Here is a 26,976-nt window from a genome sequence, read left to right as displayed (position 1 = left end):
CTATCGGCGTTCGACATTGAGCTACCGGCTATCCACCACCCCCACCTTCTCCTCCAGCAACGCCTGCAACCCTTCCTCGTCCAGCACGGGCACGCCCAACTCCTGGGCCTTCTGGAGCTTGCTCCCCGCGCCCGGCCCGGCCACGACGTAGCTGGTCTTCTTGCTCACCGAGCCCGAGACCTTGGCGCCCAAGGCCTCGAGCTCGCGGCTGACCTCGTCGCGGGGGCGGGCCAGCTCGCCGGTGAGGACGAAGGTGAGGCCCGCGAGGGCGTTGCCCTTGGGCTTCTCCCTGGCCTCGAACTCCACGCCGGCCTGGCGCAACGCCTCGATGAGCTCGAGCATCTCCGGGCGGTGCAGGGCCTCGTGGACGGCGGTGGCGGTGGTGAGGGCCACGTCCTCCACGGCGTCGAGCTCCTCCACCGAGGCGGCTACGACGCGGTCGAGGTGGCCGAAGCGGCGGGCGAGGGTGCGGGCGAGGGCCTCGCCGACCTGGGGCAGGCCGAGGCCGAAGAGGAGGCGCTCGAGGCCCCGCTTCTTGCTGGCCTCGATCTGCTCGAGCAGGTTCTGGGCGCTCTTCTCGGCCTTGCGCTCGAGCTTGGCGATGTCCTCCAGGCGCAGCTTGTAGAGGTCGGCCACGTTCTTGACCAGGCCCGTCGCCAGCAGTTGCTCGATGAGCTTTTCCCCGAGGCCCTGGATGTCCATGGCGCGGCGGCTGGCATAGTGGCGGATGGACTCGAAGGCCTTGGCCGGGCACAGCGGGTTGGGGCACAGGTGCACCTTGCCCGAGAGCACGAGCTCGGTCTGGCACTCGGGGCAGTGGGTGGGCCAGACCACGGCGTGCTCGTTCCCGGTGCGGTGCTCGGGCAGCACCCGCAGCACCTCGGGGATCACCCCGCCCGACTTGTGCACCAGCACCGTGTCCCCGACGCACAGGCCCAGCTCGGCGATGTAGCTCTCGTTGTGCAGGGTCACGCGGCTGACGGTGGAGCCTTCGATGTGGACGGGCTCGAGCTCGGCCACCGGGGTCACGCGGCCGGTGCGCCCGACCTGGAAGGTCACGCCCAGCACCCGGGTGGTCTTCTCCTCGGCGGGGAACTTGTAGGCGATGCCCCAGCGCGGGCTCTTGGCGGTGAAGCCCAGCTCGCGCTGCAGGCGGAACTCGTCGATCTTGACCGTGACCCCGTCGGCCTCGAAGGGCAGCTCGCGGCGGCGGGCGAGCATCTCCTGGTAGGCGGCCTCGACCTCGGCCGCGCCCGTCACCCGGCGGCGGTGGGGCTCGACGGCGAAGCCGAGCTCGGCCAGGCGGTCCAGGAGATCGGACTGGCTGCGGACCCCCAGCGCGTTCACCCCCTGCCCCACGCCGTAGAAGTAGCCCTTGAGCCCCCGGCCCGCGCTGACGCGGGGGTCCTTCTGGCGCAGCGAGCCCGCGGCGGCGTTGCGCGGGTTCTTGAAGGGCGGGGTGCCCTCCTCCTCGAGCCGGGCGTTGAGCTCGAGGAAGGCGGGGATGGGCAAGTAGATCTCGCCGCGCACCTCGAGCACCCCCGAGACCGGCACCCGGCGCGGGATCTCGGCGATGCCCAGCAGGTTGGGCGTCACGTCCTCGCCCACCGTGCCGTTGCCGCGGGTGGCGCCCCACACCAGAAGGCCGTCCTGATAGAAGAGGTTCACGGAGAGCCCGTCGATCTTGTACTCGAGGGTGTAGTCGAAAGGCCCCGGCAGGCCCAGGGCGCGGGCCGCGCGGGTCTCGAAGTCGGCGATGTCCTGCGGGCCGAAGGCGTTGTCCAGCGAATAAAGCGGGGTGGGGTGGGTGATGGCGGCGAAGGTGGTCTCGAGCACCCCGTTCCCCACCACCTGGGTGGGCGAGTCGGGGGTGATCCACTGGGGGTACTGCTCCTCCAGGCGCTTGAGCTCGGCCAACATGCGGTCGTACTCGGCGTCGGAGATCACGGGCGCGTCGAGGACGTGGTAGCGGTAGTTGTGGTAGCGCAGTTCCTCGCGCAGCTCGAGGATTCGCCTGTGGGCGTCGGCATTCTCCATGGCTAAAGTCTACCCTGATTACGCTCTAAGCAAAACGCCACCCCTGGCTCACCCGCTTCATGCCCAACGCACCGGGTGCTTTGCAAGCCTCATGAAAAGTGCCATATAATGCCGCTCGGCAATAGCCAAATGTCAGTGTTTACCTCGAGAGGAGTCACGATGAAGAAATCCGTAGTGCTCGGGATCGCGGCCCTGGGCCTGGCGAGCGTAGCCGGCCTGGCGGCGCTGGCCCAGAACCAAGTGCGCGTCGGCCTCGCCTTCGACGCCGGCGGCAAGCAGGACCGCAGCTTCAACCAGTCCACCTTCGAGGGCGCCCAGCGGGCCGCCAAGGACTTCGGCGTCCAGGTCTTCGACTTCGAGCCGGCTGACCCCTCCCAGGTAGGCTCGGGCATCCGCAAGTTCGCCGAGGAAGGCTTCGACCTGGTCATCGGCGTGGGCTTCGCCAACAACCCCGCCATCACCCAGGCCGCCAAGGAGTTCACCGACGTCAAGTTCGCCGTCATCGACGACGTGCCCGGCGAGGGCAAGCTGCCCAACGCCGTGGGCCTGGTCTTCCGCGAGCACGAGGGCAGCTTCCTCGTGGGCTACATCGCCGGCAGCCTCTCCAACACCGGCGTGGTGGGCTTCGTCGGCGGCATGGACATCCCGCTGATCCACAAGTTCGAGCAGGGCTACAAGGCCGGCGCCGAGCGCGCCTTCGCCGCCCGCGGCATCAAGGGCAAGGTGCTGATCAACTACGTGGGCACCACCCCCGCCGCCTGGAACGACCCCGGCAAGGGCAAGGAGCTCGCCACCAGCCAGAGCCGCCAGGGCGCCGACATCATCTACGCCGCCGCCGGCGCGAGCGGCCTGGGCGTGAAGGACTTCGTCCTGCAGAAGCGCTGCCTCAAGGCCAGCGAGCTGCCCGCGGGCGTGAAGTTCGTCAGCGACAACTTCAAGGGCGTGGCCAAGTACGCCGCCTACAACCAGGCCTGCGCGGGCAACACCCGCCCCGTGTTCATGGTAGGCGTCGACGCCAACCAAAACTACCTCGGCGACACCGACCGCAACCCCAACACCCTCAACCACGTGATCACCTCGATGCTCAAGCGCGTCGACCAGGCCACCTACTCGGTGATCAAGAGCGTCAAGGACGGCAGCTTCAAGTCCGGCGTTCAGGAGTTCGGCCTCTCCAACAACGGCGTGGGCTTCGCCCTCGACGACTACAACAAGGCCCTCATCCCGCAGGCCGTCCTCAACCGCGTAGCCACCCTGCGCCAGCAGATCATCAGCGGCAGCCTCAAGGTCCCCTCGGCCCGCTAAAGCGGCCAAGGCCCCAAGCCTCTCCCTTCGGGGAGAGGTTTTTTTCAGCCGTCAGGCGTCAGCGGTCAGCCGTCAGCCGTCAGCTTGTGGCTCGTGGTTACCCCTCCCCGTCCCTCCCCGCGCGCGGGGAGGGTGTATCCCCCCAGCCCCCTTGCTAAGGGGGGAACAAGGCGTCTTGCGTCTTGCGTTTTGCGTCTTGCGTTTTGCGTTTGGCGTACGACGTAGGACGTAAGACGTACGACCCACGCCCGGCGCTCGGCATCCGGCGTCAGACCCCCACCGCACAACCGTTCGGTATTATCTATGCCATGGCAAAGGCCCTCGAGCTACGCAACATCACCAAGCGTTATCCCCTGGTGCTTGCCAACGACCGCATCTCCCTGGACGTGAACTGGGGCGAGGTGCTGGCGATCGTGGGCGAGAACGGGGCGGGCAAGAGCACGCTGATGAAGATCGTGTACGGGCTGGTCAAGCCCGACCAGGGCGAGATCCTGGTGGACGAGCAGCCCACCACCATCACCGGCCCTAAGGACGCCATCGCCAAGGGCATCGGCATGGTGCACCAGCACTTCATGCTCGTCGAGCCCTTTACCGTGCTGGAGAACGTCATTTTGGGCTCGGAGCCCGGCAGCCGCGCCCAGATCGACCTGGCGCGCGCGCGGGCCGAGGTGGACGCGCTGAACAAGGAGCTGGGCTTCAACCTCGACCTCGAGGCCAAGATCGAAGACCTGGCGGTGGGGCTGCAACAGCGGGTCGAGATCCTCAAGGCCATCTACCGCAAGGCCAAGATCCTCATCCTCGACGAGCCCACCGCGGTGCTCACCCCCCAGGAGGCCGAGGAGCTCTTCGAGTTCCTGCGCAAGTTCGTGCAGCAGGGCAACGCGGCCATCTTCATCAGCCACAAGCTGGCCGAGGTGATCCGGGTTTCCGACCGCACCACCGTCATCCGCGACGGTAAGGTGGTGGGCACCGTCAACACCAAGGACACCAACGTCGAGCAGCTCGCCCGCATGATGGTGGGGCGCGAGGTGATCCTCACGGTGAACAAAACCCCCAAGACGCCCGGGGAGGTGATGCTCGAGGTCGAGGGGCTGGTGGCGCAGTCGCACAACCCCAAGCACAGCCTCAAGGGGATCAGCTTCCAGGTGCGCGCGGGCGAGGTGGTGGGGATCGCGGGCGTGGAGGGCAACGGCCAGACCGAGCTGGTCGAGGCCATCACCGGCCTGCGCCCCTACCAGGGCACCATCCGCTACGGCGGGCATGAGCTGCCGCAGAAGGCTCGAGCCGTGCGCGAGTGGGGCCTCTCCCACATCCCCGAAGACCGCAACCAGCGCGGCCTGGTGCTCGACTTCAGCACCCGCGAGAACAGCATCCTGGGCGACCACTACCGCAAGCCCTACACCGCTTTGGGCTTCCAGGAGTCCGACGACATCGAGCACCACGCCCGGCAGGTGGTGGAGAACTTCGACGTGCGCCCCCGCAGCACCGAACTCGCCGGGCGTCGCTACTCCGGCGGCAACGCCCAGAAGATCATCGTCGGGCGCGAACTCTCCCGCGACCCCAAGGTGCTCATCGCCGCCCAGCCCACCCGCGGCGTGGACATCGGCGCCATTGAGTTCATCCACGAGCAGATCGTCGCGGCCAGGGACAAGGGCCTGGCGGTGCTGCTGGTCTCCGCCGACCTCAACGAGGTGCGCTCCCTCTCCGACCGCATCCTGGTGATGTTCGAGGGCCAGATCATGGGCGAACTGAAGGCCGAGGAGGCTACCGAGGAGCGGCTGGGGCTGTTGATGGCGGGGATTAAGGCGTAGGGGTGTCGATGGTCGATAGCTGATAGTCGATAGCCGATAGCCTATAGCCAAAAGACGCAAAAAATCCCCTCTCTCCGGCCGGAGGGAGGGGCTGGGGGAGGGTGGGAAAGCTGGCGGCTGAGGGCTGAAAGCTGACGGCTTACCGCCCGCGGGGAGGGGTGACTACAAGCCACAGGCCCCCTAACCGCTCAATCCTGGAACTCGCCCTCGATGCCCTCGAGCACCACCACGTCGCCGGTGTCGAGGTTGTACTTGAGCTTGGTGCCCCGCACCTTGCCGTCCTTGCTCTCGCTGGTGACGGGGGCCTCCTTGGTGCCGTAGAGGTAGGCCACGCCGTCCTTTTCGCGCACCACGGCGCTCTGGGCGCTGGTGGTGCGTTCTTTTTGGGTCAGGCGCACCTGGCCCGAGAGGAGGAGGGTTTCGTCGTCGACGTTATAGGTCAGGGCGTTGGCGTTGCCGTTGAGGGGCTTGTCGCCGGAGCGCTCGAGCTTGATCGGGCCGGCCACCTTGGCGTCGCCGGTGTCGTTATCGTAGATGAGCTCGCTGCCGAAGGCCTTGCTCTTGCCCTGGACCACCTCGACGCTCGAGGGGGTGGCCTTGGCCTCGATCTCCACCTTGCGGTCGTCGCCCTCGCCCACCTCGCGGGCGAAGCCGTCGGAAAGGCGCACCAGTTCCTCCACGCCCTTGTCGATGAGCACCAGGTTGCCGAAGGCGGTGGCGTCCTTGCCGAAGGTCACCTTGATGCGCTTGGCGTCGGACATGGCGAAGTACTGGTAGGACTTCTTGTTCTTCACCTCCTCGGCCTGTGCCGACTTCTTCAGCGGGGCCATGCGCATGAGGAAGGCGTTGCCCTTGTCGTCCTTGCGGTCGCTGTTGAAGGCGACCTCGAGCCACTCCCCCGCCTTGAAGTCGCCGGGCTTGGCCGGCCGGCCCTCGCGCAGGATGCGGCTCTCGCCGTTGAACCAGTAGGCCCCCTGGCCCTTCAGCCGCACCAGCGAGCCCTCGACGGCCTCGAGCTGACCCAGCACGATATCGCCGGAGAAGTTGACCCAGTAGTTGTCGGGGCTCACCGTGGTGGCCTCGATCTTCTTGCCGCGGCGCTCGAGCTCGACGACGGTGGGGTAAAACTCCTCCTGCGCCAGGGACAGCGAGATCCCCAGCGCCAGGAGGCCGAAAACCCATCTACTTAGCCGTCTTCTGGAAGTCATTTACGGGGAGGGTGAAGGGCTTGGTGTAGCGGTTGGACTGGTGCTTGTTGACGTTGTGCTCGATGACCGGGGTGCTGAGCTTGACCTTCTCCTTGGTGTTCTCGCTCACCGCGGGCTTGCCCGAGACGATGGCGATGCCGGTCTTGTCGTCGTAGGTGAGGCTGTCGCCGGTGACGGTGGTGTTGCCGTCGATGAGCGTCACGCCGCCCATGGCGATGAGGCGCTTGTCGTTGGTGAGGCTGCGCACCTCCTTGGCCCGGATGATCAGGTTGCCGTCGGTCCCGCTGCGCTTGCGGGTGAGCACAACCTGCTTGCCGTCGGTGAAGATCGCCAGGCCGCGCTTCTCCTCGTAGTACACCGCGTCCGACTGGCCCTCCTGGTTGCCGTTCTTGAGGGTCACGTCGCCCTCGCTGGTCGAGACGTCGGTGTCGACGTCGAAGGTCATCTTGCTGGCGGCGACCTCGACGGGGTCGCTCTTGTCGTCCTTGGGCTCCTGGCGCATCTGGGCCGGGCCGTTGAGGGTGCCAAGGCCGGTGCTCTCCTGGTAGACCAGCTTAGGGCCCTTGGCGGTCATGCGGTCGCGCTTGACGGTGATGCTGCCCTCGAAAGTGGCGGTGCGCTCGCCCTTGGATTGCTCGAGGGTCTTGCCCGACGGGGCCTGCAGGGTGGCCTTGCTGGCGTTGATCTGCAGGTCCTTGACCTTGCCCACCACCCCGCCGGCGGTGGGGTTGGTGAAGGTGAGCGGGCCGTTGCGCGGGTTGCCGGAGACTTCGCCGCCCGGGCTCTGGATGTCGATGATGCGGACGTTGCTGCTCTGGCTGAGCGCCGCCGCCAGGAGCAAGAGGGTTAGGCCGAGGGTCTTTTTCATTCGTAACCACCTTCGATCGTGCAGGGGGGGGACTCGCCCTCCGGGTAGTCGTAGAACTGCCACTTGGGGTCGCTCCAGCGGACGTTCTCGATGGCGAAGTTGGAGCTGAAGCGGGTGCCGGTGGCGTTGTACGTCGGGGCCTCGATCTTCACGCTCGGAGCGGAGAAGCCTGCCTTCTGGTCGATGAGCACCTCGGGGCCGCCCTGGCTGCCGAGCTCGACCCGGACGCACCCCTTGAGGATCTCCGCCTGCGCGTACGGCAGGCGCAGGTTGTCCGTGCGGTCGATGATGACCGAGGGGGCCCTGATCCGCAGGTCGAGCTTGCCCCCTACGTAGCGCTCGCCGCCCTTCAGGCCGCTCACCTTGGCCTCGCGGTTGCCGGGGTCCTGCTCCACGCGGCCGGCCTCGAACTTCCAGGTGGCCTCGGGGTCTTGCTCGGGGTAGAGGTCGAGCTTGACGTCCTCGAGCACCACCCCCTTGTTCGGGGCGGGCGGGATCGGCACCGGCCGGAGGGTGAGCACCACGGCCAGCCCGAGGATGGCGGCGAGCAGGATGAGCGCAGGACGCAGCACGGTCTCAACCTAGGCAGTCACGGCCTTAGAAGCGTGAAGCCAGGGCTCAATCATAACCCCGGCAAAAATCCATCCATCTCACAGAACGTCGCGGGTGGTGCCGCGGGCGCGGTAATTCATCCAGTTCTTGCGCAGGCGCAACGCCTTGGTCACGACGCCGTAGAGCGGGGACAGGGCGAGGTCGTAGGCGGGGAAGCGCACCCGGCGCCCGCCGAAGCCCTCCTTGAACTTGTCGATCCCGGCGGCGTGGCTGCCCTCGCTCTGCCGGGGCACGCCCCACAGGTCGTAGGTGTGGCAGCCGTGCTCGAGCCCCCAGGTGATGGCCCCCCAGTGCATCCCGTTGGGCGCCTTGGCGTTGGAGTTCTCGCGGCTCGAGCCGCCGTAGAGGTAATCGACCTTGCCCGCGAAGGCCACGAACAGGCCCGCGGCCAGGGCCCTGCCCTCGAGCCGGGCGACACAGATGAAGGCTTGCCCTCCCGGCTGGTTCATCGCCCGCAGCACGGTCTGGTAGTACTCCTTGCTGTGCTGGAGCAGCTTGGCCCTGCGGTTGGTCTCCTCGAACAGCGCCCAGAACTCCTCGAAGGCCTCCTCGCCCTCGACGGTGGTGACCACGCGCTTCTCGGCGAGCTTGGTGTTGCGCTTGTGCATGGAGTCCATGCCCTCGAGCAGCCCCTCGCGGCCCTGGCGCAGGTCGAGCCAGATGGTGTACTCGGGCTGGATGGTCTCGCTTAGGCTGAGCGCGGGGAAGCTCGGCGGCTCGGCCAGCGCGTCCTGTCCGGTCTCAGGCTCGAGCTTGAGGTAGGCCGCCCCGCCCGCCCTCGACCGCAGGGCCTCCGCCACGCGCGGCAGGTCCTCGACCCGGCGCAGGGCGGGGCCCCGGGAGGCGTAGAGCATCGCCAGCGGCCCCACGAACTGGCGCCGGAAGAGCTGGGCGGCAGCGACGAGCGCGTCGCCCTCGTAGAGCGCGACGCGCTCGGGCACCCAGCCCGACAATTTCTTCACCTCGCCCCAGCCCCAGCTCTGCAGCGCGCTGGTAATGGGCAAGGAGGCCACCAGCGCGTTCCAGCGGGCGGGGTCGGTAACGGTCTCGAGGCGCAGCACGAGGAGTCATTATGCCCGAAAGGGCGAGGGGGGGCAAAGGGCGGTCTACGTCGGACGCCGGGAGTGGGTCGTACGACCCGCGTCTTACGTCGTACGTCCTACGCAAAACGCAAGACGCTAAATGCACGTCCTACGTCGTACGCCTCGACCCTGGACCCTCGATAGACCACGGACCACACGCCTCCCGTTACCCGTTGCTGAGGACTACCCAAAAGCTGATATCCGAACCTTCCCCTAATCGGCGTAAATCTGGGCCTCGAGCCGGATCAGCCAGCCCTGGTCGTTGCGGGGGTCTGCAGGGCCTCCGGTGAGGACGGAGGATACCAGGACCTTTTCCTGGCGCAGCACCTTTTCCATGCCGGAGATGCCGTACTCGACGTAGGCCGAGAGGAGGGAGTGGATGATCTTGGCGTCAGGGCGGGACTCGGCCCACTTCCAGGCCTGGTAGGCCCGCTGCTGGCGGGTCTTGACCGTCCAGCCGAAGGCCAGCCAGCCCAGCATGTCGTAGAGGTCGAGGTCGTTGCGGCGGGCCAGGCGGCGCAGGCCCTGCTCGGTCCAGCCCTCGCGCTCGAGGGCGATCACCAGGCTCTCGCGCTCGTGGGGGTTGAGCCAGACCTGCTTGAGCCGCTGGGGGCTGCCCAGGAACTCGGCCAGCAGGGGGCGGGCGTCACTGGGGCTGAGCACCAACAGGCCGTCGCTGAGCACCAGCCCGCCCTGGTAGAGCACGCGGTTGATCAGCAGGCGCAGGCTGCGGTGGGTGGGGGGCTTGCGGGCCAGCACCTCCAGGCGCAGCCAGGGGGGGCGCTCGAGGGGCAGGGCGTCGAGCACCAGGATGGCCGGGATGGCCTCCAGGCGCGGGTCTGTTCGCATCGCCGCCCGCAGCGTGACGCTGTCGTGCCCGGCCATCCGGTCGAGGATCACCAGGTCGGGCGGGTCGCGGAGGAGCTGGCTCGCCCAGGAGCCCGGCTCGCCGTAGACGGCCAGTTTGTACCCGTCGGCGGCAGTCACCGCCTCGAGGAAATGTTCGAAGCCGGAATCGTCGGTGACTACCCCAATTCGCGCCATACGCTCGCTTTGAGTATACCGACGGCGACAGAGATTTGCGTATGACCCTCGACACAGAGGGTGACGGGGCCGTAGCTAGTGGCCCGCAGCCCGTGGTCTGTCGAGGGTCCAGGGCCAAGGGCCGAGGCATTTTGCGTCTCGCGTTTTGCGTTCGGCGTAGGACGTACGACGTAGGACCGGCGTCTCGCGTTTTGCGTTTGGCGTTTTGCGTACGGTGTAGGACGTACGCCCCGCGCCCGGCTATCAGCTCTCGCCCCTCCACGTTGTAAAGTATCGCCGTGACCCGCATCGCCTACCAGGGAACCGAAGGAGCCTACAGCGAGGAAGCCGTCCTCAAGACCTTTCCCGAAGCGCAGCCCGTCGGCTTCCCCACCTTCCACGAGGTCTTCGCGGCGGTGTCGGAGCACGAGGTCGAGCTGGGGGTGGTGCCGGTGGAGAACACCACCGCCGGGATCATCAACCAGACCTACGACCTGCTGCTCGAGACCGACCTGCACGTGATCGGTGAGATCGTGCTCAAGATCGAGCACTGCCTCATGGCCCCCAAGGGCTTCCGGCTCGAGGACATCCGCTACGTCAAGAGCCATCCTCAGGGCCTGGCCCAGTGCGACGGGTTCATCGCCCGCTACCACTTCAAGGCCACCCCGGTCTACGACACCGCCGGGGCCGCGCGCGAGCTGGCCGAAAACCCCGAGCCCGGCCACGCCGCCATCGCCAGCCGTCGCGCCGCCGAGCGCTACGGGCTGGAGGTGCTGGCCGAGAACATCCAGGACTTCAAGGGCAACTACACCCGCTTCTTCGTGCTCTCGCGCGAGATCCCGCCCCGCCGCGAGGGGCCGCACAAGAGCTCGGTGGTCTTCGCCACCCGCCACGTACCCGGGGCATTGCTGCACGCGCTGCAGGCCCTCGCCGAGGCGGGGGTGAACATGACCAAGCTCGAGTCCCGCCCCCGCCGCGACCCCGAACGCCCCTTCAGCCCGGTGTTCTACGTGGACTTCGAGGGCCACATCGAGGACCCCGGCCCGGCCAAGGCCCTGGTCGGGCTGCTGCAGCGGGCGCAGTTCGTCAAGGTGCTGGGTTCGTATCCGGTGGCGCAAAACGGCGTATAGCAAAGAAAAGCGGGGGCCTAGGCCCCCGCTTTCACCAACTTCTACTCAACGCCTCATCGGAAGCTGGCCCCGAGGATGGCCCGGCTGCCGGCGCCCCCGTCGAAGTAGTAGATCCCCTGCCAGCCCACGAAGAGGCCGGTCGAGCGGTCGAGGGCGAACTCGATGCCGAAGTCGAGGGTGAGGCCCACGTCGGCGCCGCCCCCGCCGAAGCCGGCCCCGATGCCCCCGCCGAGGTAAGGGGAAATCCCGCGCAGGTCGCGGTCGAACTGGCCGAGGTCGGGCTTGAAGAGCAGCTCGCCGCCTACGAAGACCCCGGGGCCCTGGAAGAAGAGGTCGCCGTAGAACAGCGCCACCAGGTTGCGCTGGAGCTCGGCCTCGAGGCCAAAGCCCAGGGCGGGGCTCGGCACCGAGATGCGGAACTGGAAGCTGCGCTGGGCCTGAGCGCTCGCCCCGACGGCGAGCGCCACGAGGAGAACCAAAAGGGTTAGTCGTTTCATGTGTCGTTCCCTCCTCCGCGATACCATAGCCCATCCCCAGCCCAGCGTCCAAGCCGGGTTTCTCTCACATAGCGCTAACGCTGGGTGCTTAGATTGGTGCGCATGAAGAGGATGCTGTGGATCGTTCCCGTGCTCGCTGCCGTCGGCCTGATGGGGGCCCCCCTGGTCGCCCAGACCAAGCCCCAGGCCGTCAAGGTCGGTTTCATCAACTCCGACGCGGTGATTGAAGCCCACCCTGACTACGCCAAGGTCAAGGCGGTGCGCGACCAGGCCGACAAGGAGCTCAAGCCCCTGCAGACCCAGCTCACCCAGCTCCAGCAGAAGATCCAAAGCGGCCAGGCCTCGGCCAAGGAGCAGCAGGACTTCCAGACCCTGCGCCAGGCCTACAACGACGCGCTCAAGAAGTGGGCCACCCGCACCGAGGAAGCCGGCAAGCCCCTCACCGACCAGATCGACAAGGTGATCAAGAAGGTGGCCGAGGACAACGGCTTCCAGGTGGTCATGGACTACAAGGTGGCCCAGGCCAGCAGCCTGGTGGTCTACGCGGCCGACGGCCTCGACCTCACCGCCAAGGTCATCGAAGAGGTCAAGAAGTAAAGCATAGGCGTAGCCCTAGCGCGGGAGCCCTTCGGGCTCCCGCTTTTTCGACCCCTAGGCGCGTTCTCACAAGTTGCTAAAGCAGGGTCCGTACAGTGGGAGCCATGTGGACGCGCGTTCTCGCCGCTTTCTGCCTGGTGCTGCTAACGGCACCGCTATCGGCCCAGACCAAGCCCAAGGCCTTCCGGGTCGGGTTCATCAACCCCGACACCGCCATCCAGGCCCACCCCAACTACCCTAAGCTCAAGAGCGTGCAGGACCAGGCCGAGAAGGAGCTCAAGCCCCTGCGCGACCAGATCAACCAGCTCGGCCAGAAGGCCCGCAGCGGGCCGCTCTCCGCCAAGGACCAGCAGGGCCTCCAGTCGCTGCAAAAGGCCCTGCAGGACGCCACCAAGAAGTGGAACGAGCGCGTCGGCACCGTGGCTAAGCCCCTCCTCGACGACATCGACAAGGAGGTCAAGAAGGTGGCCGAGGCCAACGGCTTCCAGGTGGTCATGGACTACAAGGTCGCCAAGGCCAGCAGCCTGGTGGTCTACGCCGCCCCCGACAGCGACGTCACGCCGCTGGTGGTCAAGGAGCTGAAGAAGTAGGAGCGCCGTAAAGACGGGGCTTTGCTCGAGCGAGGGCGTGGAAGCCAGCCTTCGCTCGATCTTAATTCGCCCTCGAGCGCGTTTTGAGTGTGCTAGACTGGCCCCAATGGCAAAGGCAAAGTCCAAGCGCTCCAGTCCGGCCAAAACTCCCCCGCCCCAAAACCCCAAGGAACCCCGCCTCGACTCCGAGGCGCTGGCCCTGGTGGCCCTGGCGGCGGGGATCGCGCTGGGGCTGGTGCTCTACGTCAACCCGCGCTTCACGGGCGAGTACGGCCAGTGGCTGCGCCAGATCACCTACGGCAGCCTGGGGCTGCTGACCTGGATGGTCCCCCCGGCGCTCGGGGTGATGGCGCTGCTGCTGCTGCTGGGCAAGCCGCTGCGGGGCTTCCTGCGCGGGCTGGGCTTCGCCCTGCTCGGCGCCGCCGTGATGCTGCCCGTGCTGGCGGCGGTGGAGGCGGAGTGGGGCGGGAGCCTGGGCACGGCCGCGGCCCGCGCCCTGACCGACGCGCTGGGCAACGCCGGGCTGCTGCTGTGCGGGGTGCTGCTCGTCTTCGTGCTGGACCTGGCCTCGCGCCGCCGCCCCGGATGGCTCTTCGGCGTGGTGCTGCGCCGGGTGGGGCTGGCGGCCTCGAGGCTGCGCCGCTCATTGCGCCTGGCCCGGCAGGCCTCGAGGCTGCTGGGCGAGACCCGCGTGCTGGCCGAGCGCTACCCCGAGCACAAGGCCCTGGCCGCGCTCGAGGAGGACCTGCTGCAGTACCGCCGCAACCCCCTGGCGGGCGACGCCACGGGCGAGGGGCTCGAAGCGCTCTCCGGCGTCTTCCAGAAGTTCCTCCAGGAGCGCAGCGCCGAGCTGGCGGGCACCGTCAAGGCCGAGGTGCGCCCCCTGGCGGCCAAGCTCGAGCGCCTCTCGGCCGCGCTGGCCGCCCCGGTGCAGGGGCTGGGGTTGGCGCAGGCCCTCGAGGAGCGCCGGGCCGCGCTCAGCCTGGAGGTGGGCACGCTGCACACCAAGGCCCGCAGCCTCGAGCGCCAGGCCGAGCAGGCCAGCGCCCACCTCGAGCGCGGGGTGAGCGCCCACCGCCTGCTGCAGGCCTGGGACGACCACCAGACCCGCCTCGAGGCCTGGGAAAGCCTGCAGGGGCTGGTCACGGACCTCGAGCAGCGCGCCGACGCCTGGCTGCGCTGGGCGGAGTGGCTCGAGGCCAACCCCCCCGAGGCCCACTCGGCCGGCCTGCGGGCCCTGCTGGAAGGCGGCCTGACCGCGGCCCCGCCCGTGATCTTCCCGGTGGTGACCCGCCCCGCCGAACCCCCGGCCCCCGCGGCGCAGCCCGACCCCGACATCGACTTAGACCTCGACCTCGACTTCGAGGAGGCGGCCGAGGCCGAGCCGGTGGTCACGGCCCAGCCCAAGGCGCTGCCGAGCAAGCCCCCCGCCAAGCCGGAGGGCAAGGCCCAGATCCGCGTGACCACCGGCGGGACCACCGCCTTAGCCCTCCCCACCTCCGCCCTGCTCGACCCCCCCGAGCCCCCCAGGCACGACCCGCGGGTGCTCGAGGCCAACACCCGCCGCCTCGCCGAGACCATCGACGCCGCGCTCAAGAGCTTCGACGTGGAGGCGAAGGTGGTGGGCTGGGCCCGCGGCCCCACGGTGACGCGCTTCGAGCTCGAGCCCGCCCCCGGCGAGAAGATCAGCCGCGTCGCCAACCTCTCCAACGACCTCGCCCGCGCCCTGGCCGCCGGCTCGGTGCGTATTGAGGCCCCCATCCCTGGCAAGAGCGTCATCGGCCTCGAGGTGCCCAACGCCGAGCGCGACGTGGTGCGCTACAGCGAGGGCATCGCGGGCTCGAGCTTCGTGCGCTCGAAGGACCGCCTGCCGCTGGTGCTGGGCAAGAGCATCGATGGCGAGATCTGGGTGCGCGACCTCGCCAAGATGCCCCACCTGCTCATCGCCGGCTCGACCGGCTCGGGCAAGAGCGTGGCGGTCAACACCCTAATCAGCAGCCTGCTCTTCAAGTTCCTGCCCACCGAGCTGCGCTTCCTGATGATCGACCCCAAGATGGTCGAGCTCACGCCCTACGAGGGCATCCCCCACCTGATCCGCCCCGTCGTGACCAACCCCGCCGACGCCGCCGGGGTGCTGCTGGGCGCGGTGGCCCACATGGAGCGCCGCTACAAGATGATGAGCCAGGTGGGGGCGAGGAACCTCGAGCAGTTCAACGAGAAGATGAAGGCGGTGGGCGAGCCCACCCTCCCCTATCTCGTCATCGTCATCGACGAGCTCGCCGACCTGATGATCACCGCCCCCAAGGAGGTCGAGCAGGCCATTTTGCGCCTGGCCCAGATGGCCCGCGCCACCGGGATGCACCTGATCCTGGCGACCCAGCGCCCCTCGGTGGACATCCTGACCTCCTTGATCAAGGTCAACATCCCCGCCCGCATGGCCTTCGCGGTCTCCTCGGGATTCGACAGCCGCACCATCCTCGATACCGTGGGCGCCGAGCGCCTGGTGGGCCAGGGCGACATGCTCTACCACCAGCCGGGGTTGCCCAAGCCGGTGCGCCTGCAAGGCCCCTACCTCTCGGAGGGCGAGGTGCACCGCCTGGCCGAATTCCTGCGCCAGCAGAGCTTCGAGGACGCCTTCGGCGAGACCTACGGTTCCGACTTCGACGGCCCGCCCAACCTGGGCGGCGAGGGCGGGGGCGGCGGCGAGGTGGACTTCTCCGACCCCCTGCTGCGCAAGGCGGCCGAGGTGGTCATCGAGGAGGGCTACGCCTCCGTGAGCCGCCTCCAGCGCCGTCTCTCCGTAGGCCACGCCCGCGCCGGAAAGCTGGTGGACAGCCTCGAGGCCATGGGCATCGTCGGCCCCCACCAGGGATCCAAACCCCGCGAAGTGCTCATCACCCGCGACCAGTTGCCGGAGTACTTCGGCAACTGAAGCGGGAGAGGGCCGAGGGCCAAAGCGTCTCGCGCCTTGCGTCTCGCGTACGACGTACGACGCAGGACGTAGGACGTACGACCGCGCCCAGCGCCCGGCTACCGGCTATCGGCTATGGGCTATCGGCCACCGACCCCAACACGCTCAAAGATTCTCCGGGAACAACTGCACCCCCTCGAGCCGCGCGTAGTTGTCGATGAGCTTGTCGATGGTGCTCTCGAGGAGGTTGGAGCTCAGGCTCTCCTGCACCACTTCGAAGGGGGCATAGGCCATGGGCTCGACCTTGTTGAGCCGGATGATGTGGTAGCCGAACTCGGTCTTGACCGGGGTGCGGGTGGTCTCCCCCACCTTCAGCCGGACCATGGCCCTCTCGAACGGCTCGATCAGGTTACCCAGTGGGTAGCAGCCTAAGTCTCCCCCCTCGGCCTGGGTGCCGGGGTCGATGGAGAACTCCTTAGCCAGGGCCTCGAAGGCCTCGCCCTTGGCGAGGCGGGTCAGCACGGCCTGGGCCTGCGCCGGGGTCTCGACCAGGATGTGCGAGGAGCAGTAGCGCGCCGGCCGGCTGAACTGCGCGCGGTTGAGGTAGTACAGCACCTTCATCGCGGGCACGCTGATCTCGATCCGGCCCACCAGGTCGTCCATGAAGGCGTTGAAGGTCAGGGCTTCGTACACCAGCAGCCGGTAGCCGGCCAGGTCACGCAAGCCGGCCTCCTTGAGCCCCGCCTGGAAGGCCTCCTCGTTCTCGAAGCGCCCCCGCACGGCGTCGATCTGTTCGTTCACGGCGGCGTCGCTGGCCGCGAAGCCCTGGCGCTCGGCCACGTTGATCACGGCGCGGTCTTTGGCGAGGCGCTCGAGCAGCCGGGGTTTGAAGTCCTTGAGGGTTTCCGCCGCCTCGGCGGTGTAGGGGATGCCCTGGCGGATGAGGGCCTGGTGGGTGAAGTACTCCCACTGCAGGTCGAAGTACGCCCGCGTCAGGTTGATCTTCCCCACCTTGGCCACGACCGGGTCGGCCCCCTGGGCCAGGGTGAGGGGAGCCAGCACGCACAAAATCCACAAAATTAAGCGCATGGATCATGTTATCACGCAGGCCGGGGAGGCGAAGCTCTCGGCCTGCCTCCCGATAGCGGGCCCCGGGGAAGGCTGGAGAAAAACACGGTAGAATCAGCCGCGTGAGTTTTCCCGAGTCCACCAAGTTCCAGTTGATCGTCGTCGGCGCCGGGCTGACGGGGCTGGCCTGTGCCTACGAAGCCCAGAAGGAGGGGCTGAGCGTCGCGGTGCTCGAGGCCCGCCCCCGCCCTGGCGGGGCGCTGCACACCCTGGGCCAGCCCGAGCTGCTGCTCGAGTGCGGCCCCGAGAGCCTTCCTTCCAGCCCCGCGCTGGAGAGGCTGTTGCGGGAGCTGTCGGTCGAGGCCATCGCCGTGCAGGAGCGCAAAGCCTTCAAGCGCAACGGGCAGTGGGTAGCCTACCCCCAGGGGCTGCGCCCCTCCGACCCCGGCAGCTACGCGAGCATGGGCCCCCTGCTGGGGCTCAGCGCCCGCCTGCGCCTGCAAGGCGAAGGCCTGGTAGGCCGGGGGACGCTCGAGGACGAGCCGGTCTCCGAGTTCTTCACCCGCCGCCTGGGGAACGCGGCCTGGGAGGTGCTGGCGCCGCTGGTGCGCGAGGAGTGGGGCGCAGACCCCGCTCAGCTCTCCCTGCGCTCGGCCTACCCCGCGCTCTGGCAGGCCGAGAACCAGCACGGGAGCCTGTCCCGCGCCCGCTCCGAGCTGTCGGCGGCGCCGCGTGTGACCTTCGCGCAGGGCATGGGCACCCTGATCGACGCGCTGGGCAAGGCCCTGGAGGGCAAGGTGCCCTTCGGCCCCGGCCAGCAGGTGGCCGCGCTGCAGCGCAAGGGTGCTTACTGGCGGGTCTACACCCCGCGGGGGCTGCTCGAGGGCGAGAGCGTGGTGCTGGCCTGCTCGGCCCCCGCCGCCGCCCGCATCCTGCGCCACATCAACCCCCAGGCCACCGCCCTGCTCAACCAGATCCCGCACCTTCCCTACAGCAGTGTCCACCTCGCCTTCGCCCAGGAACAGCTCCCCGACGACCTCCACGACGTGCGCCTGTGGGAGGAGGCTGGGCGCTTCTACCGCCTCAGCCGCACCCGCGCCCGCTTCCCCGAGCGGGTGGAGGCCGGCTTCGAGGTGCTGCGGCTGGACGTGGTGGGCGAGGCCGCCCGCCTGAGCGACACCGCGCTCGCCCGGCTGGCGCTGGGCCAGGTGCGCGAACAGCTCAAGCTGGGCGAGAATGCGCGGGTGCTGCGCAGTTGGGTCTTCCGCCAGGTCGGCGCCCTGCCGCAGCCCACCCTGGGGCATCACCGCCGCCAGGGCCTGCTCGAGAGCGCCCTCACCCGCCTGCCCGGGGTGTTCTTCGCCGGGGGGCCGCTCGAGCAGGCCGTCGCCAACGCCGAGCAGGCCGCACGCAAGGCTTCGGGTTTCCTGGCGTTGCAGAAGGCGGAGGGCTAGGGGACGAACGCCTAACGCGGGTCGTACGTCGTACGCCAAACGCAAAACGCCTTGTCACCCCCCTTAGCAAGGGGGGCTGGGGGGATAAACCCTCCCCGCGGGGAGGGTTGGGGAGGGGCGAACCACGAGCCACAAGCCTCCTGCTGACGGCTGAAGGCGGATGACTGAGCGCTGACAATTACCGCAGCACCGCTTCGGCGCGGGTTGCCATCAGCCGGGCGTACTGGGTGAATTCGGCGAGGGCGTCGGCGACGGTGGTGCGCAGGAGGTATTCACCGGGCGAGAGGCGTTTCAGGAGGAGGAAGGGGGGGCCGGCGAGCACGTCGAGGATCTGGCGCACGGTGTCGGCCTCGAGGGGGAGGTCGCTGCCGACGAGGTCGGCGAGCAGGAACACGCTCTGCTGGGGCATCTCGGCCAGGGAGAGCAGCACCGAGGAGAAGGCGGCGCGCTCGCCCAGGATGCCCTCGAGCTCGTCCTCGAGGTGGTGGAGGGACTCGAGGTCGAGGCGGCCGGTCTTGAGGAAGCGCTCGACCTCGACCGGGCCGACCGGGAAGACCTGGCGCAGCTTGGCGAGCTTCTGCAGGGCCTCGGGCGAGATGTAGCACAGGCCACCCCCGCCCAGGCCGGAGGGCCGCCACTGGGCCAGCTCAGCCAGGGCCTCCTCGCGCATGGACTCCCCGGCGACCAGGCCAGCGTACTGCACGCTGCCCTGGCGGCGCAGCTCGAGCAGCTCGGGCGGCTCGCACTCGCCCAGGCGGCACAGGGCCAGCGTGTAGGCCCGCCGCCCCAGCGAGGCACGGAAGAACCAGGGGGGGCCGTTGCGCTCGCGGCTGAGGCCCAGGCGCTCGAGGTCGGCGGAGAAGCCGGGGGCCTCGGCGGCGGGGGCGTGGGGGTACATCACGGCCGTGGGGTAGGGGGTCACCTTGACCCGCCGCTGGGCCGGCGGGGGCGTTTCGGGCTGGGGTTCGGGCTTGGGCTCGGCTTCCACCGGGGCCTTAGGCGCCGGGCGCGGGGGGCGGGAGTGCAGGGCCTCGAGGCCGATCACCTCCCCGTCGAAGCTGAGGCCGATCACCTCGTTGACCGCCAGCCGCCGCTTGGCGTAGTACGCGTGCAGACCCGCGATGCGGCCCCTCGACCACTCCACCTTGCACTCGTAGACTTCGCCGTCCTCGTCCACGAAGCGCACCGTCTCCTTGTTCTTGAGGAACTGGCGCAGGCTTTGGGTCAGGGTCATGGTCCCGGAGTTGAGGCATTGTGAGGTAAGAACGTAACGTCCGGTCATAGCTCTCCAAGGGGCCGGGGAGTTCCGGCGGTCAGCATGTAATACATCTCATAGGCCACCTGGGTGGTGACGTTCACGTCGCCCAGGGCGCGGTGGCGGCCCTGCACCTCGCCGAGGTCGAAGGCGAAGGCGAGCGCGTCGAGGCCCCGCTTGGGAAGGCCCGGCAGCGCCTTGCGCGCCCACTGAACGGTGTCCACCACTGCGTTATCCAGTCTATACCCGAGCCGCGCCAGGCGGGGCTTGAGGAATCCGAGGTCGAAGCTGGCGTTCTGGATGATTAAGGTGGCCCCTTGCAGCAGCGGCCAGGCCTCCTCGAGCACCGTGTAGATGTCGGGGGCCGAGCGCACGTCCTGGTTGCGGATGCGGGTGAGGCGGGTGATGAAGGGGGGGATGGGGCAGCCCGGGTTGACCAGGCGTTGGAATTCGACGCGGTTGCCGTTCTCCAGCCTTACGAAGGCCATCTCGATCACCTCGTTCGCTTCGGGCGAGAGGCCGGTGGTCTCGAGGTCCAGCACCACCACGGGCTCGGACCGCGGGGGAAAAGGGTAGTCCCATTCCCAAAGGCTTACCTCCTGTCCATTCGTGCGAAAACGACCGTCCAGCAGGCCTTCGAGCAGCTTGCTGGACCACGAGAGCTGGGGCAACTGCGGCGATGAGAGCACTTCCTGAGCCAACTGAGCCTTCGGGAGAGGACCCGCTGCCTCCCGCAGGCGGCGCGCGATGCGGGTACTGAGGCGGTAATGGGTGGGGCTCATGGCTCGAGAGACGGCGTAAGACATAGGAATAAACCCAGTCCAATCAGCAGCCGGAAAGGCTGGAAGCAGTATACGGCAAAGCGCGAATTTTAGGCACTCGCACAGGCGATGGGAGCGGCTTTGGTGAAGACACCCCCCGTAGACTGTTCGAAAAGTTGGGCCAGGCTGAAGAGGCGTTCATCCTGCAGGGGGGGTGCGACGAGCTGCATCCCCACCGGCAGGCCCTCCTCGTAGCCCGCCGGGAGCGACAGCCCGGGCAGCCCGACGAGGTTGACGGCCACCGTGTCGATGTCGGAGAGGTACATGGAGAGGGGGTCGTCGGTCTTGGCCCCGAGCTTGAAGGCCGGAAAGGGGCTGGTGGGCGTCAGGAGCACGTCGGCGTGGGCGAAGGCTTGCTCGAAGTCGGCCTTGAGCCGGGCGCGCGCGCGCAGGGCCTTGCCGTAGTAGGCGTCGTAGTAGCCCGCCGAGAGCGCGAAGGTGCCCATCAGGATGCGCCGCTTGGCCTCGGGGCCGAAGCCCGCCGAGCGGGTCTTGCGCATGGTGTCGGTCACGTCCTGGCCCACCACGCGCAGGCCGTAGAGGGTTCCGTCGTAGCGGGCGAGGTTGGAGGAGACCTCGGCGGTCATGGCGATGTAGTAGGTCGCCAGGGCGTACTCGAGCGCAGGCAGGCTGACCTCGACGAAGCGCACGCCCTCGGCCTCGAGCACCCGCCGGAAGTTCTCGAGCGCCGCCAGCACGCCGGGGCTGTTGCCCGCCTGCACGCTCTCCCGCACGACCCCCACGGTGAGGGCCGGGCGCTCGCCCAGGGCCCGGGTGAAGCCGGGCTCGGCCTTCAGGCTGGTGCTGTCGCGGGGGTCGTGGCCGCAGATCTGGTCGCTCAGCAGGGCCAAGTCGGCCACCGTGCGGGCAAAGGGCCCGACCTGGTCGAGGCTGCTGGCGCAGGCCACCAGCCCGTAGCGCGAGACGCGGCCGTAGGTGGGCTTGAAGCCGTACACGCCGCAGAAGGCCGCGGGCTGGCGCACGCTGCCCCCGGTGTCGGAGCCCAGTGCCAGCGGGGCCATGTCGGCCGCCACCGCCGCTGCCGACCCGCCCGAGGAGCCCCCGGGCACGCGCTGCAGGTCCCAGGGGTTGCGGGTGGGCCCGAAGGCCGAGAACTCGGTCGAGGAGCCCATGGCGAACTCGTCCATGTTGGCCTTGGCCAGGACCACCGCCCCGGCCGCGCGCAGCTTCTCGACGACGGCGGCGTCGTAGGGGGGGACGAAGTGCTCGAGGATCCTCGAGGCGCAGGTGGTCTCGAGGCCGCGGGTGCAGAGGTTGTCCTTCAGCACCACCGGAACCCCGGCCAGCGGCAAATCTTCCCCCTGCGCCAGGCGCTGCTCGACCGCCCGGGCCTCCTCCTCGGCCCGGGGGTTGAGCCGCAGCAGGGCGTGGACCTGCGGCTCGAGGGCCTCTACCCGCTTCAGGTAGAGGCGCAGGACTTCGGTGGGGGTGCGCTCGCCGGAGCGGACCTGGGCGAGAATTTCGTGGGCCAGCATAACCACGACATCATATCGCCTGTCGCTGGTCGATAGCCGATAGCTGATAGCCAATAGCCGAACGCCCAACGCCGGGGGGCGGGTCGTACGTCGTACGTCCTACGCAATACGCCAAACGCAAGACGCTAAACGCAAGACGCTAAACGCAAAACGCAATACGCCTCGGTCCTCGGCCCCGAGCGCCACACGCCACTAGCCCTCAGCCGCCAGCAGAGGGCTGACCGCTCACCGCCGTATACCACGAGCCACAGGCCTATCCCTTTCCACTGAACCAGCGCTCCAGCAGAGGCCATGCGTCCTCGCCGAGGGCCTCGAGGTAGGTCACGTCGCCGGGTTCTTTGCGGAACCAGGTGTACTGGCGCTTGGCGTAGGCCAGGGTGTTGTGTTCGATGAGGCGGCGGGCTTCCTCGAGGCCGTACTCGCCGCGCAGGTAGCCCACCACCTCCTTGTAGCCGATGGCGTTCAGGGCGGCGGGGGGGTCGGGGTAGCGGGCGAGCAGGGCCCGGACTTCCTCGAGCAGGCCGCGCTCGAACTGGCGCTGGATGCGGGCGGTGAGGCGGGGCTTGAGGGCGTCGAGGGGGGGCCACAGGATGGCCTTGCGGTAGCGGAAGCGCGGGGGGCGCTTGGGGAAGCGGCTGGGCGGGGTGCCGGTGCGGCGCAGCACCTCCAAAGCCCGCAGCACCCGGCGGGGGTTGCGGGCGGCGCGGGCGGCGTCCTCGGGGCTCGAGGCCTCCAGCTCGGCGACGAGGGCGTCGAGGCCGCGTGTCTCTAGCTCGCGCTCGAGCTCCCGCCGCAGCTCGGGGTCGGGGGCGGGCAGCTCGTACAGGCCCTCGGAGAGGGTGCGGACGTAGTAGCCGGTCCCGCCCACCACCAGCGGGATGTGCCCGCGCTCCAGCACGGCGGCGATGGCCGCTTCGGCCTGCTCGAGGTACTGCGCCACGCTGAAGGGCTCGTGGGGCTCGAGGACGTCGATGAGGTGGTGGGGCACGGCGGCCCGCTCCTGGGGGCTGGGCTTGTCGGTGCCGATGTCGAGGCCCTGGTAGACCAGCGAGGCGTCGGCGGAGACGATCTCTATGGGGTGCTCCCCGGCGAGGCGCAGGGCCAGGGCGGTTTTGCCCGAGGCGGTCGGGCCGCCCAGCACCGGGACGGTTCTCATACTAGGCACACGCACCATGCTACGCTCATTCCATGTCGCTTGAATCCCTCGACCGCTTCAACGCCCTCGAGCAACTCCAGGACCTGCGTCGCCGCCTCGAGGCCCTCACCCAGCGGGTGGCCGGCGCCTGGGTGCCCAGCGCCGACGTCATCGAGGAGGAGGACTGCTTCAGGCTGCTCGTGGACCTGCCCGGCGTGCGCCCGGAGGACCTCGAGGTGCGGGAGGAGGAAACCACCTTAGTCCTGGGGGGCGTGCGGCACCCCATCCTGGGCACCTACACCCTGCAGGAGCGCCCCAGCGGCCACTTCCAGCGCAGCTTCGACTTCGGCCAGCGTATCCAGGCGGGCTCGTCGCAGGCCTCGCTCAAGGGCGGGGTGCTCGAGATCGTGGTCAAGAAGGCGCGGGATTAGCCCCGGCCGCACGCCAAACTCGAGGCTCCGGCCGTAGGCACTGGGGTGAGCCGAACAAGCGCGCCCTCCCGCTGGCGGGAGGGCGCGTTGGCGCACGACGGCGGGTTCATGCCGGATTCGAAAAGATAATCTCATTCGAGAAAAAGTCATACCGGATTCAAAAAGATAATCTTCCAAATCAAAAAACTCCAGAGGCTATCTTTTTGAATCCTAGAGCACACCCCTCCCTGACGGTCGGCGAAGAAAGCGTCTCCCTTACAAGGGGCGGTACCGCCCTCCGCCACGCGGATAACTTCGGCCGGCCGCCCCGCCAAGGCGGGGCGGCGCCGGACTGACCGAATCGGGTATCAGTCGTCCGCCGCGAACGCGGGCTGGGCCTCGAGGTGGGCCGGCGCGGCTTCGGGGTTGGGTAGCGCCCTGCGCAGGAAGAAGGTGAGCAGCAGGGCCAGCGCGGCGATCCCGGCCGAGAGGGCGAAGGCCGCGTGCAGCCCGGCGAGCTGGGCCAGTTCGGGCGAGAGCTCCCCGCGCAGGCCGGCGGCACGGCCGGTCATGACCGTGACCAGCAACGCGGTCCCTACGGCGCCCGCGACCATCTGCAGGGTGCTCATGATGGCGCTGCCGTGGGAGTAGAGGTGACCGGGCAGGGGGTTGAGCCCTGTGGTCATGACCGGGGTGAACAGCAGGGCCAGTCCGAGGCTCAGGGTCAGGTTCAGGGCCAGCAGCGCCCCCACGGGGGTCGTGGCCGTGACCGTGCTGAATCCCCACAGGCTGAGGGTGAGCAGGGCCGCGCCGCTGCCGGCGAGCGCCAGGGGGCCGTGGCGGTCGAAGAGCCTGCCCACGGTGGGTGCGGCCAGGCCCATCAGCAGCCCGCCGGGCAGGAGCAGCAGGCCGGTCTCGAGCGAGCTCAGCCCCCGGATGCCCTGCAGGTAGATGGGCCCCAGGATGGCCCCGCCGAACAGCGCCATCATGGCGATCATGATGACCACGAGGCTGAGGCTGAACATGGGGTAGCGGAAGGCCCGCAGGTCCAGCAGCGGGGTGCCCCGCTGTCCCAGCGCCCGTTGCCGCAGGGTGAAGAGCAGAAGGCTCAGCCCGCCCACGCCCAGCGCCAGCGCGACGCGGGGGTTGCCCCAGCCCTCCGGGCCCTCGCCCGCGCTGCTGAAGCCGTAGACCACCCCGCCGAAGCCCGCTGCCGACAGCAGCACGGAGGGTAGGTCGAGGGTGCCGGGGCGCGGCTCACCCACGTTGACCAGCCGCCGGGCCCCGTAGGCCAGGGTGAACAGGGCCACCGGCAGCACCAGCAGGAACAGGAAGCGCCAGGGCAGGGCCTCGAGGATCAGCCCCGAGAGGGTGGGCCCGACGGCCGGGGCCACCGAGATCACGACGCTGATGCTGCCCATCACCGCCCCGCGCCGCTCGGCGGGCACCAGCGCCAGCACGGTGGTGATCAGCAGCGGCAGCATCACGGCGGTGCCCGAGGCCTGCACCACGCGCCCGGCCAGCAGCAGCTCGAAGCCGGGGGCCAGCCCCGCGACGAGGGTGCCCAGGCAGAACAGCCCCATCGCCCCCAGGAAGACCTGGCGAGTGCTGAAGCGCTGGAGGACGAAGCCGGTAGCGGGGATCACCACCGCCATCGTCAGCATGAAGGCGGTGGCCAGCCACTGCACCGTGGCGGCGCTCACCCGCAGCTCGGCCATCAGCTTGGGCAGGGCGACGTTGAGGATGGTCTCGTTGAGGATGACCACGAAGGTCGCGATCAACAGGGTGAACAGGATGCCCCGGTCGCGGGGCGTGAGTTCGGGCGCGGTGCGGTCTGGGTTTTGGGCATGGGTCATGGCAGGTCCTCGAATGGGTCAAAAAGTGGCTCGTGCGGGTGGTTCCGTGTGGGTTGGCCCTGGGGTCACGCCTCGAGCGGGCTCACTCCCCTGTCGCGCTGGCTTGGATTACGGTCTCGGTTCATACAAACATCCCCCGATTCCGATAATAACATAATGAGCTCCTAAATTGCAACTCATCGGTTCGAAAATCGAAGTGGTCGGACGGTCTACCCCGGCCGGGGTTCACCTACCCGCCGTGGGCCTCGAGCCAGGTTTTCCCGTGCCCCACCTCCACCTCCAGGGGCACGGCGAGCTCCACGACCCCGGTCATGGTCTTCCGCAGGAGCGCGCCCACCTCCTCCACCCGGTCCTCCGGGGCCTCGACCACCAGCTCGTCGTGGACCTGCAGCAGGAGCCGGGCCCCGAGCTCGCACAGCGCCGGGAAGGCCTCGACCATCGCCTTCTTGATGATGGAGGCGCAGGCGCCCTGCACGGGCATGTTGATGGCGGCGTTCTCGGCCCGCACCCGGATGGCCGCCCCGGGCGCGTTGATGTCGGGGATGTAGCGGCGGCGGCCGAAGAGGTCTTCGACGTAGCCGTGCTCCTTGCACAAGCGCTTGGTCTCGCGCACGTAGGCCTCGATGCCGGGGTACTCCTCGAAGTAGCGCTTGATGAAGCGGCTGGCCTCGCCGCGGCTCATGCCGGTGCGCTCGGCCAGGCCCACCGCGCTCAGGCCGTAGGAGAGCCCGTAGTTGATGGTCTTGGCCTGGCTGCGCTGCTCGCGGGTGACGGCCTCGAGCGCGATCCCTGCCACGCGGGCGGCGGTGATGCGGTGGATGTCCTCGCCCAGGGCGAAGGCCCGCACCAGCGTGGGGTCGCCGCTGAGGTGGGCGAGGATGCGCAGCTCGATCTGCGAGTAGTCGGCGGAGACCAGCCGGTAGCCCTCGGCGGCGCAAAACGCCCCCCGGATGGGGCGGCCCGCCTCGGTGCGGATGGGGATGTTCTGCAAGTTGGGGTTGAGGCTCGCCAGGCGGCCGGTGGCGGCGTTGGTCTGGTCGAAGGTGGTGTGCAGGCGGCCGGTCTGGGGGTTGACCCACCTGGGCAGGGGCTCGAGGTAGGTCCCCACCAGCTTGGCGAGCTCGCGGTGCTCGAGGATGAGGGGGACCACCGGGTGGGCGTCGCGCAGGGCGGAGAGGGTCTCGTTGTCGGTGCTGCGCTTGTTGGTGAGGGCGGTCTGGCGGGAGGGGGCCAGCCCCAGCTCGTCGAAGAGCAGCGCCTCGAGCTGGTCGCGCGAGCTGACCTTGAAGGGGCGGCCCACCAGCTCCTGGATGGCGGCCTCGAGCTCGGCCAGCCGCCGGCGCAGTTGCCCCGTCAGGCCCGCCAGTTGCTCCACGTCGAAGCGGATCCCCGTGGCCTCCATGTGGGCCAGCACCGTCGCCAGGGGGCGCTCGACCTCCTCGTACAGGCGCCTCGAGGCCGGCCGCATCCCGGCGCGGAGGGTGCCGAGGAGGGCGCGGGTCAGGGCGGCGCGCTCGGCGGCCGCGGCGGGCCAGGCCGCGCGGGCGTGGCGCTCGGCCAGCTTCTCGGGCGTGGTGACGCGGGTGTCCTCCACGTAGGCCATGAGCAGGGGGTCGTCGCCGGCCTCGAGCCCGCGCCCCGCCCACAGCGCCTGGCGCACCAGGGCCTTGGCGTCCACCGCGTTCACCGGGCTCGGCAGCTCCCCCAGCCCCACCGGCCTCGAGCCCGTCCCGTCCAGGAGCACGGTCTCTTGCCCGGCCACGCCGACGACGGGCGCGGTGTAGGGCTCCGCGGAGGCCTCGGCCGCGCCCCC

At 69.0% G+C, this 26,976-nt stretch carries 22 protein-coding genes; 8 read left to right on the top strand and 14 right to left on the bottom strand.

Annotated features, from left to right (window positions below; all coding sequences use genetic code 11):
* Positions 1–21 precede the first annotated feature (21 nt).
* A complete protein-coding gene (ligA, locus tag MEICH_RS0113120) occupies positions 22–2,037 on the bottom strand; it encodes an NAD-dependent DNA ligase LigA (RefSeq protein ID WP_027893015.1) in 2,016 nt (671 codons plus the stop codon).
* A 159-nt stretch (positions 2,038–2,196) separates the two neighbouring features.
* On the opposite strand from ligA, the gene MEICH_RS0113115 reads away from it, so the two are divergent.
* Positions 2,197–3,339, top strand: coding sequence for a BMP family lipoprotein (locus tag MEICH_RS0113115; RefSeq protein ID WP_027893014.1), 1,143 nt, complete (start codon positions 2,197–2,199; stop codon positions 3,337–3,339).
* 308 nt (positions 3,340–3,647) lie between these two features.
* Positions 3,648–5,150, top strand: coding sequence for an ABC transporter ATP-binding protein (locus tag MEICH_RS0113110; RefSeq protein ID WP_027893013.1), 1,503 nt, complete (start codon positions 3,648–3,650; stop codon positions 5,148–5,150).
* 188 nt (positions 5,151–5,338) lie between these two features.
* On the opposite strand, the gene lptC is transcribed toward MEICH_RS0113110, so the two are convergent.
* The 5 genes from lptC to MEICH_RS0113085 form a co-directional block, all read right to left on the bottom strand.
* Positions 5,339–6,358, bottom strand: a complete 1,020-nt coding sequence (lptC, locus tag MEICH_RS0113105; protein ID WP_027893012.1) for an LPS export ABC transporter periplasmic protein LptC — start codon at positions 6,356–6,358, stop codon at positions 5,339–5,341.
* Positions 6,333–7,226: an LptA/OstA family protein gene (locus MEICH_RS0113100; RefSeq protein ID WP_027893011.1), complete on the bottom strand. Its 894-nt coding sequence runs from the start codon at positions 7,224–7,226 to the stop codon at positions 6,333–6,335. Before MEICH_RS0113100 ends, lptC begins: the two co-directional genes overlap by 26 nt.
* Entirely contained in the window at positions 7,223–7,798 is a 576-nt protein-coding gene (locus MEICH_RS0113095; protein ID WP_027893010.1) for a hypothetical protein, read from the bottom strand. Before MEICH_RS0113095 ends, MEICH_RS0113100 begins: the two co-directional genes overlap by 4 nt.
* Positions 7,799–7,876: 78 nt before the next feature.
* Positions 7,877–8,899 carry a lipid II:glycine glycyltransferase FemX gene (locus tag MEICH_RS0113090; RefSeq protein ID WP_027893009.1) on the bottom strand — a complete coding sequence of 341 codons (1,023 nt, stop codon included), beginning with the start codon at positions 8,897–8,899 and terminating at the stop codon, positions 7,877–7,879.
* Positions 8,900–9,133: 234 nt separating this feature from the next.
* Positions 9,134–9,964 carry a type I restriction-modification enzyme R subunit C-terminal domain-containing protein gene (locus MEICH_RS0113085; RefSeq protein WP_027893008.1) on the bottom strand — a complete coding sequence of 277 codons (831 nt, stop codon included), beginning with the start codon at positions 9,962–9,964 and terminating at the stop codon, positions 9,134–9,136.
* Between the two features lie 278 nt (positions 9,965–10,242).
* Between MEICH_RS0113085 and pheA the strand changes: the two genes are divergently transcribed.
* The gene (gene pheA, locus MEICH_RS0113080; RefSeq protein WP_027893007.1) at positions 10,243–11,073 is read left to right on the top strand and encodes a prephenate dehydratase; all 831 of its coding nucleotides are present in this window, start codon (positions 10,243–10,245) and stop codon (positions 11,071–11,073) included.
* A 53-nt stretch (positions 11,074–11,126) separates the two neighbouring features.
* Here the strand turns inward: pheA and MEICH_RS0113075 are convergent, their stop codons facing one another.
* Positions 11,127–11,570 (bottom strand): hypothetical protein, encoded by a 444-nt coding sequence (locus MEICH_RS0113075; RefSeq protein ID WP_027893006.1) that lies wholly within the window; start codon positions 11,568–11,570, stop codon positions 11,127–11,129.
* Between the two features lie 102 nt (positions 11,571–11,672).
* On the opposite strand from MEICH_RS0113075, the gene MEICH_RS0113070 reads away from it, so the two are divergent.
* From MEICH_RS0113070 to MEICH_RS0113060, 3 genes are all read left to right on the top strand, one after another.
* On the top strand, positions 11,673–12,167 hold the full coding sequence (locus tag MEICH_RS0113070) for an OmpH/Skp family outer membrane protein (RefSeq protein WP_027893005.1): 495 nt from the start codon (positions 11,673–11,675) through the stop codon (positions 12,165–12,167).
* A gap of 104 nt (positions 12,168–12,271) precedes the next feature.
* Positions 12,272–12,757, top strand: a complete 486-nt coding sequence (locus MEICH_RS0113065; protein WP_027893004.1) for an OmpH/Skp family outer membrane protein — start codon at positions 12,272–12,274, stop codon at positions 12,755–12,757.
* 106 nt (positions 12,758–12,863) lie between these two features.
* Entirely contained in the window at positions 12,864–15,689 is a 2,826-nt protein-coding gene (locus MEICH_RS0113060; protein WP_027893003.1) for a DNA translocase FtsK, read from the top strand.
* Between the two features lie 144 nt (positions 15,690–15,833).
* On the opposite strand, the gene MEICH_RS0113055 is transcribed toward MEICH_RS0113060, so the two are convergent.
* Positions 15,834–16,757: a peptidylprolyl isomerase gene (locus MEICH_RS0113055; protein WP_027893002.1), complete on the bottom strand. Its 924-nt coding sequence runs from the start codon at positions 16,755–16,757 to the stop codon at positions 15,834–15,836.
* 101 nt (positions 16,758–16,858) lie between these two features.
* Here MEICH_RS0113055 and hemG point away from each other — a divergent pair, with 101 nt between their 5' ends.
* Entirely contained in the window at positions 16,859–18,190 is a 1,332-nt protein-coding gene (gene hemG, locus MEICH_RS0113050) for a protoporphyrinogen oxidase (RefSeq protein ID WP_027893001.1), read from the top strand.
* Positions 18,191–18,368: 178 nt separating this feature from the next.
* Here the strand turns inward: hemG and MEICH_RS0113045 are convergent, their stop codons facing one another.
* From MEICH_RS0113045 to miaA, 4 genes are all read right to left on the bottom strand, one after another.
* Positions 18,369–19,424 carry a hypothetical protein gene (locus tag MEICH_RS0113045; protein WP_420804467.1) on the bottom strand — a complete coding sequence of 352 codons (1,056 nt, stop codon included), beginning with the start codon at positions 19,422–19,424 and terminating at the stop codon, positions 18,369–18,371.
* Between the two features lie 44 nt (positions 19,425–19,468).
* On the bottom strand, positions 19,469–20,227 hold the full coding sequence (locus MEICH_RS0113040) for a 3'-5' exonuclease (protein WP_027892999.1): 759 nt from the start codon (positions 20,225–20,227) through the stop codon (positions 19,469–19,471).
* 89 nt (positions 20,228–20,316) lie between these two features.
* Complete coding sequence (gatA, locus tag MEICH_RS0113035) at positions 20,317–21,762, bottom strand: Asp-tRNA(Asn)/Glu-tRNA(Gln) amidotransferase subunit GatA (protein ID WP_027892998.1); 1,446 nt, start codon at positions 21,760–21,762, stop codon at positions 20,317–20,319.
* A gap of 253 nt (positions 21,763–22,015) precedes the next feature.
* A complete protein-coding gene (miaA, locus tag MEICH_RS0113030; RefSeq protein ID WP_027892997.1) occupies positions 22,016–22,918 on the bottom strand; it encodes a tRNA (adenosine(37)-N6)-dimethylallyltransferase MiaA in 903 nt (300 codons plus the stop codon).
* 32 nt (positions 22,919–22,950) lie between these two features.
* Between miaA and MEICH_RS0113025 the strand changes: the two genes are divergently transcribed.
* Positions 22,951–23,328: an Hsp20/alpha crystallin family protein gene (locus MEICH_RS0113025; RefSeq protein WP_027892996.1), complete on the top strand. Its 378-nt coding sequence runs from the start codon at positions 22,951–22,953 to the stop codon at positions 23,326–23,328.
* A 347-nt stretch (positions 23,329–23,675) separates the two neighbouring features.
* Here the strand turns inward: MEICH_RS0113025 and MEICH_RS0113020 are convergent, their stop codons facing one another.
* Positions 23,676–25,163 (bottom strand): MDR family MFS transporter, encoded by a 1,488-nt coding sequence (locus MEICH_RS0113020; protein WP_027892995.1) that lies wholly within the window; start codon positions 25,161–25,163, stop codon positions 23,676–23,678.
* Positions 25,164–25,392: 229 nt separating this feature from the next.
* Positions 25,393–26,976: DNA polymerase (locus MEICH_RS24975; RefSeq protein ID WP_245587649.1), on the bottom strand; the 1,584-nt coding region annotated here is incomplete at its 5' end.

Source organism: Calidithermus chliarophilus DSM 9957 (assembly GCF_000430045.1).
In the GTDB taxonomy this organism is placed as follows: domain Bacteria; phylum Deinococcota; class Deinococci; order Deinococcales; family Thermaceae; genus Calidithermus; species Calidithermus chliarophilus.
The sequence above is the reverse complement of the archived record's forward strand: the minus strand, read 5'-3'. Positions and strand labels throughout refer to the sequence as shown.

Coding starts and splice junctions, on each gene's coding strand:
- MEICH_RS0113070 (WP_027893005.1), top strand. CDS start 11,673: ATGAAGAGGATGCTGTGGATCGTTCCCGTGCTCGCTGCCGTCGGCCTG.
- MEICH_RS0113025 (WP_027892996.1), top strand. CDS start 22,951: ATGTCGCTTGAATCCCTCGACCGCTTCAACGCCCTCGAGCAACTCCAG.
- MEICH_RS0113040 (WP_027892999.1), bottom strand. CDS start 20,227: ATGAGCCCCACCCATTACCGCCTCAGTACCCGCATCGCGCGCCGCCTG.
- MEICH_RS0113085 (WP_027893008.1), bottom strand. CDS start 9,964: ATGGCGCGAATTGGGGTAGTCACCGACGATTCCGGCTTCGAACATTTC.
- ligA (WP_027893015.1), bottom strand. CDS start 2,037: ATGGAGAATGCCGACGCCCACAGGCGAATCCTCGAGCTGCGCGAGGAA.
- MEICH_RS0113115 (WP_027893014.1), top strand. CDS start 2,197: ATGAAGAAATCCGTAGTGCTCGGGATCGCGGCCCTGGGCCTGGCGAGC.
- MEICH_RS0113065 (WP_027893004.1), top strand. CDS start 12,272: ATGTGGACGCGCGTTCTCGCCGCTTTCTGCCTGGTGCTGCTAACGGCA.
- miaA (WP_027892997.1), bottom strand. CDS start 22,918: ATGAGAACCGTCCCGGTGCTGGGCGGCCCGACCGCCTCGGGCAAAACC.
- MEICH_RS0113055 (WP_027893002.1), bottom strand. CDS start 16,757: ATGCGCTTAATTTTGTGGATTTTGTGCGTGCTGGCTCCCCTCACCCTG.
- gatA (WP_027892998.1), bottom strand. CDS start 21,762: ATGCTGGCCCACGAAATTCTCGCCCAGGTCCGCTCCGGCGAGCGCACC.
- lptC (WP_027893012.1), bottom strand. CDS start 6,358: ATGACTTCCAGAAGACGGCTAAGTAGATGGGTTTTCGGCCTCCTGGCG.
- MEICH_RS0113100 (WP_027893011.1), bottom strand. CDS start 7,226: ATGAAAAAGACCCTCGGCCTAACCCTCTTGCTCCTGGCGGCGGCGCTC.
- MEICH_RS0113060 (WP_027893003.1), top strand. CDS start 12,864: ATGGCAAAGGCAAAGTCCAAGCGCTCCAGTCCGGCCAAAACTCCCCCG.
- MEICH_RS0113110 (WP_027893013.1), top strand. CDS start 3,648: ATGGCAAAGGCCCTCGAGCTACGCAACATCACCAAGCGTTATCCCCTG.
- MEICH_RS0113075 (WP_027893006.1), bottom strand. CDS start 11,570: ATGAAACGACTAACCCTTTTGGTTCTCCTCGTGGCGCTCGCCGTCGGG.
- MEICH_RS0113020 (WP_027892995.1), bottom strand. CDS start 25,163: ATGACCCATGCCCAAAACCCAGACCGCACCGCGCCCGAACTCACGCCC.
- MEICH_RS0113045 (WP_420804467.1), bottom strand. CDS start 19,424: ATGACCCTGACCCAAAGCCTGCGCCAGTTCCTCAAGAACAAGGAGACG.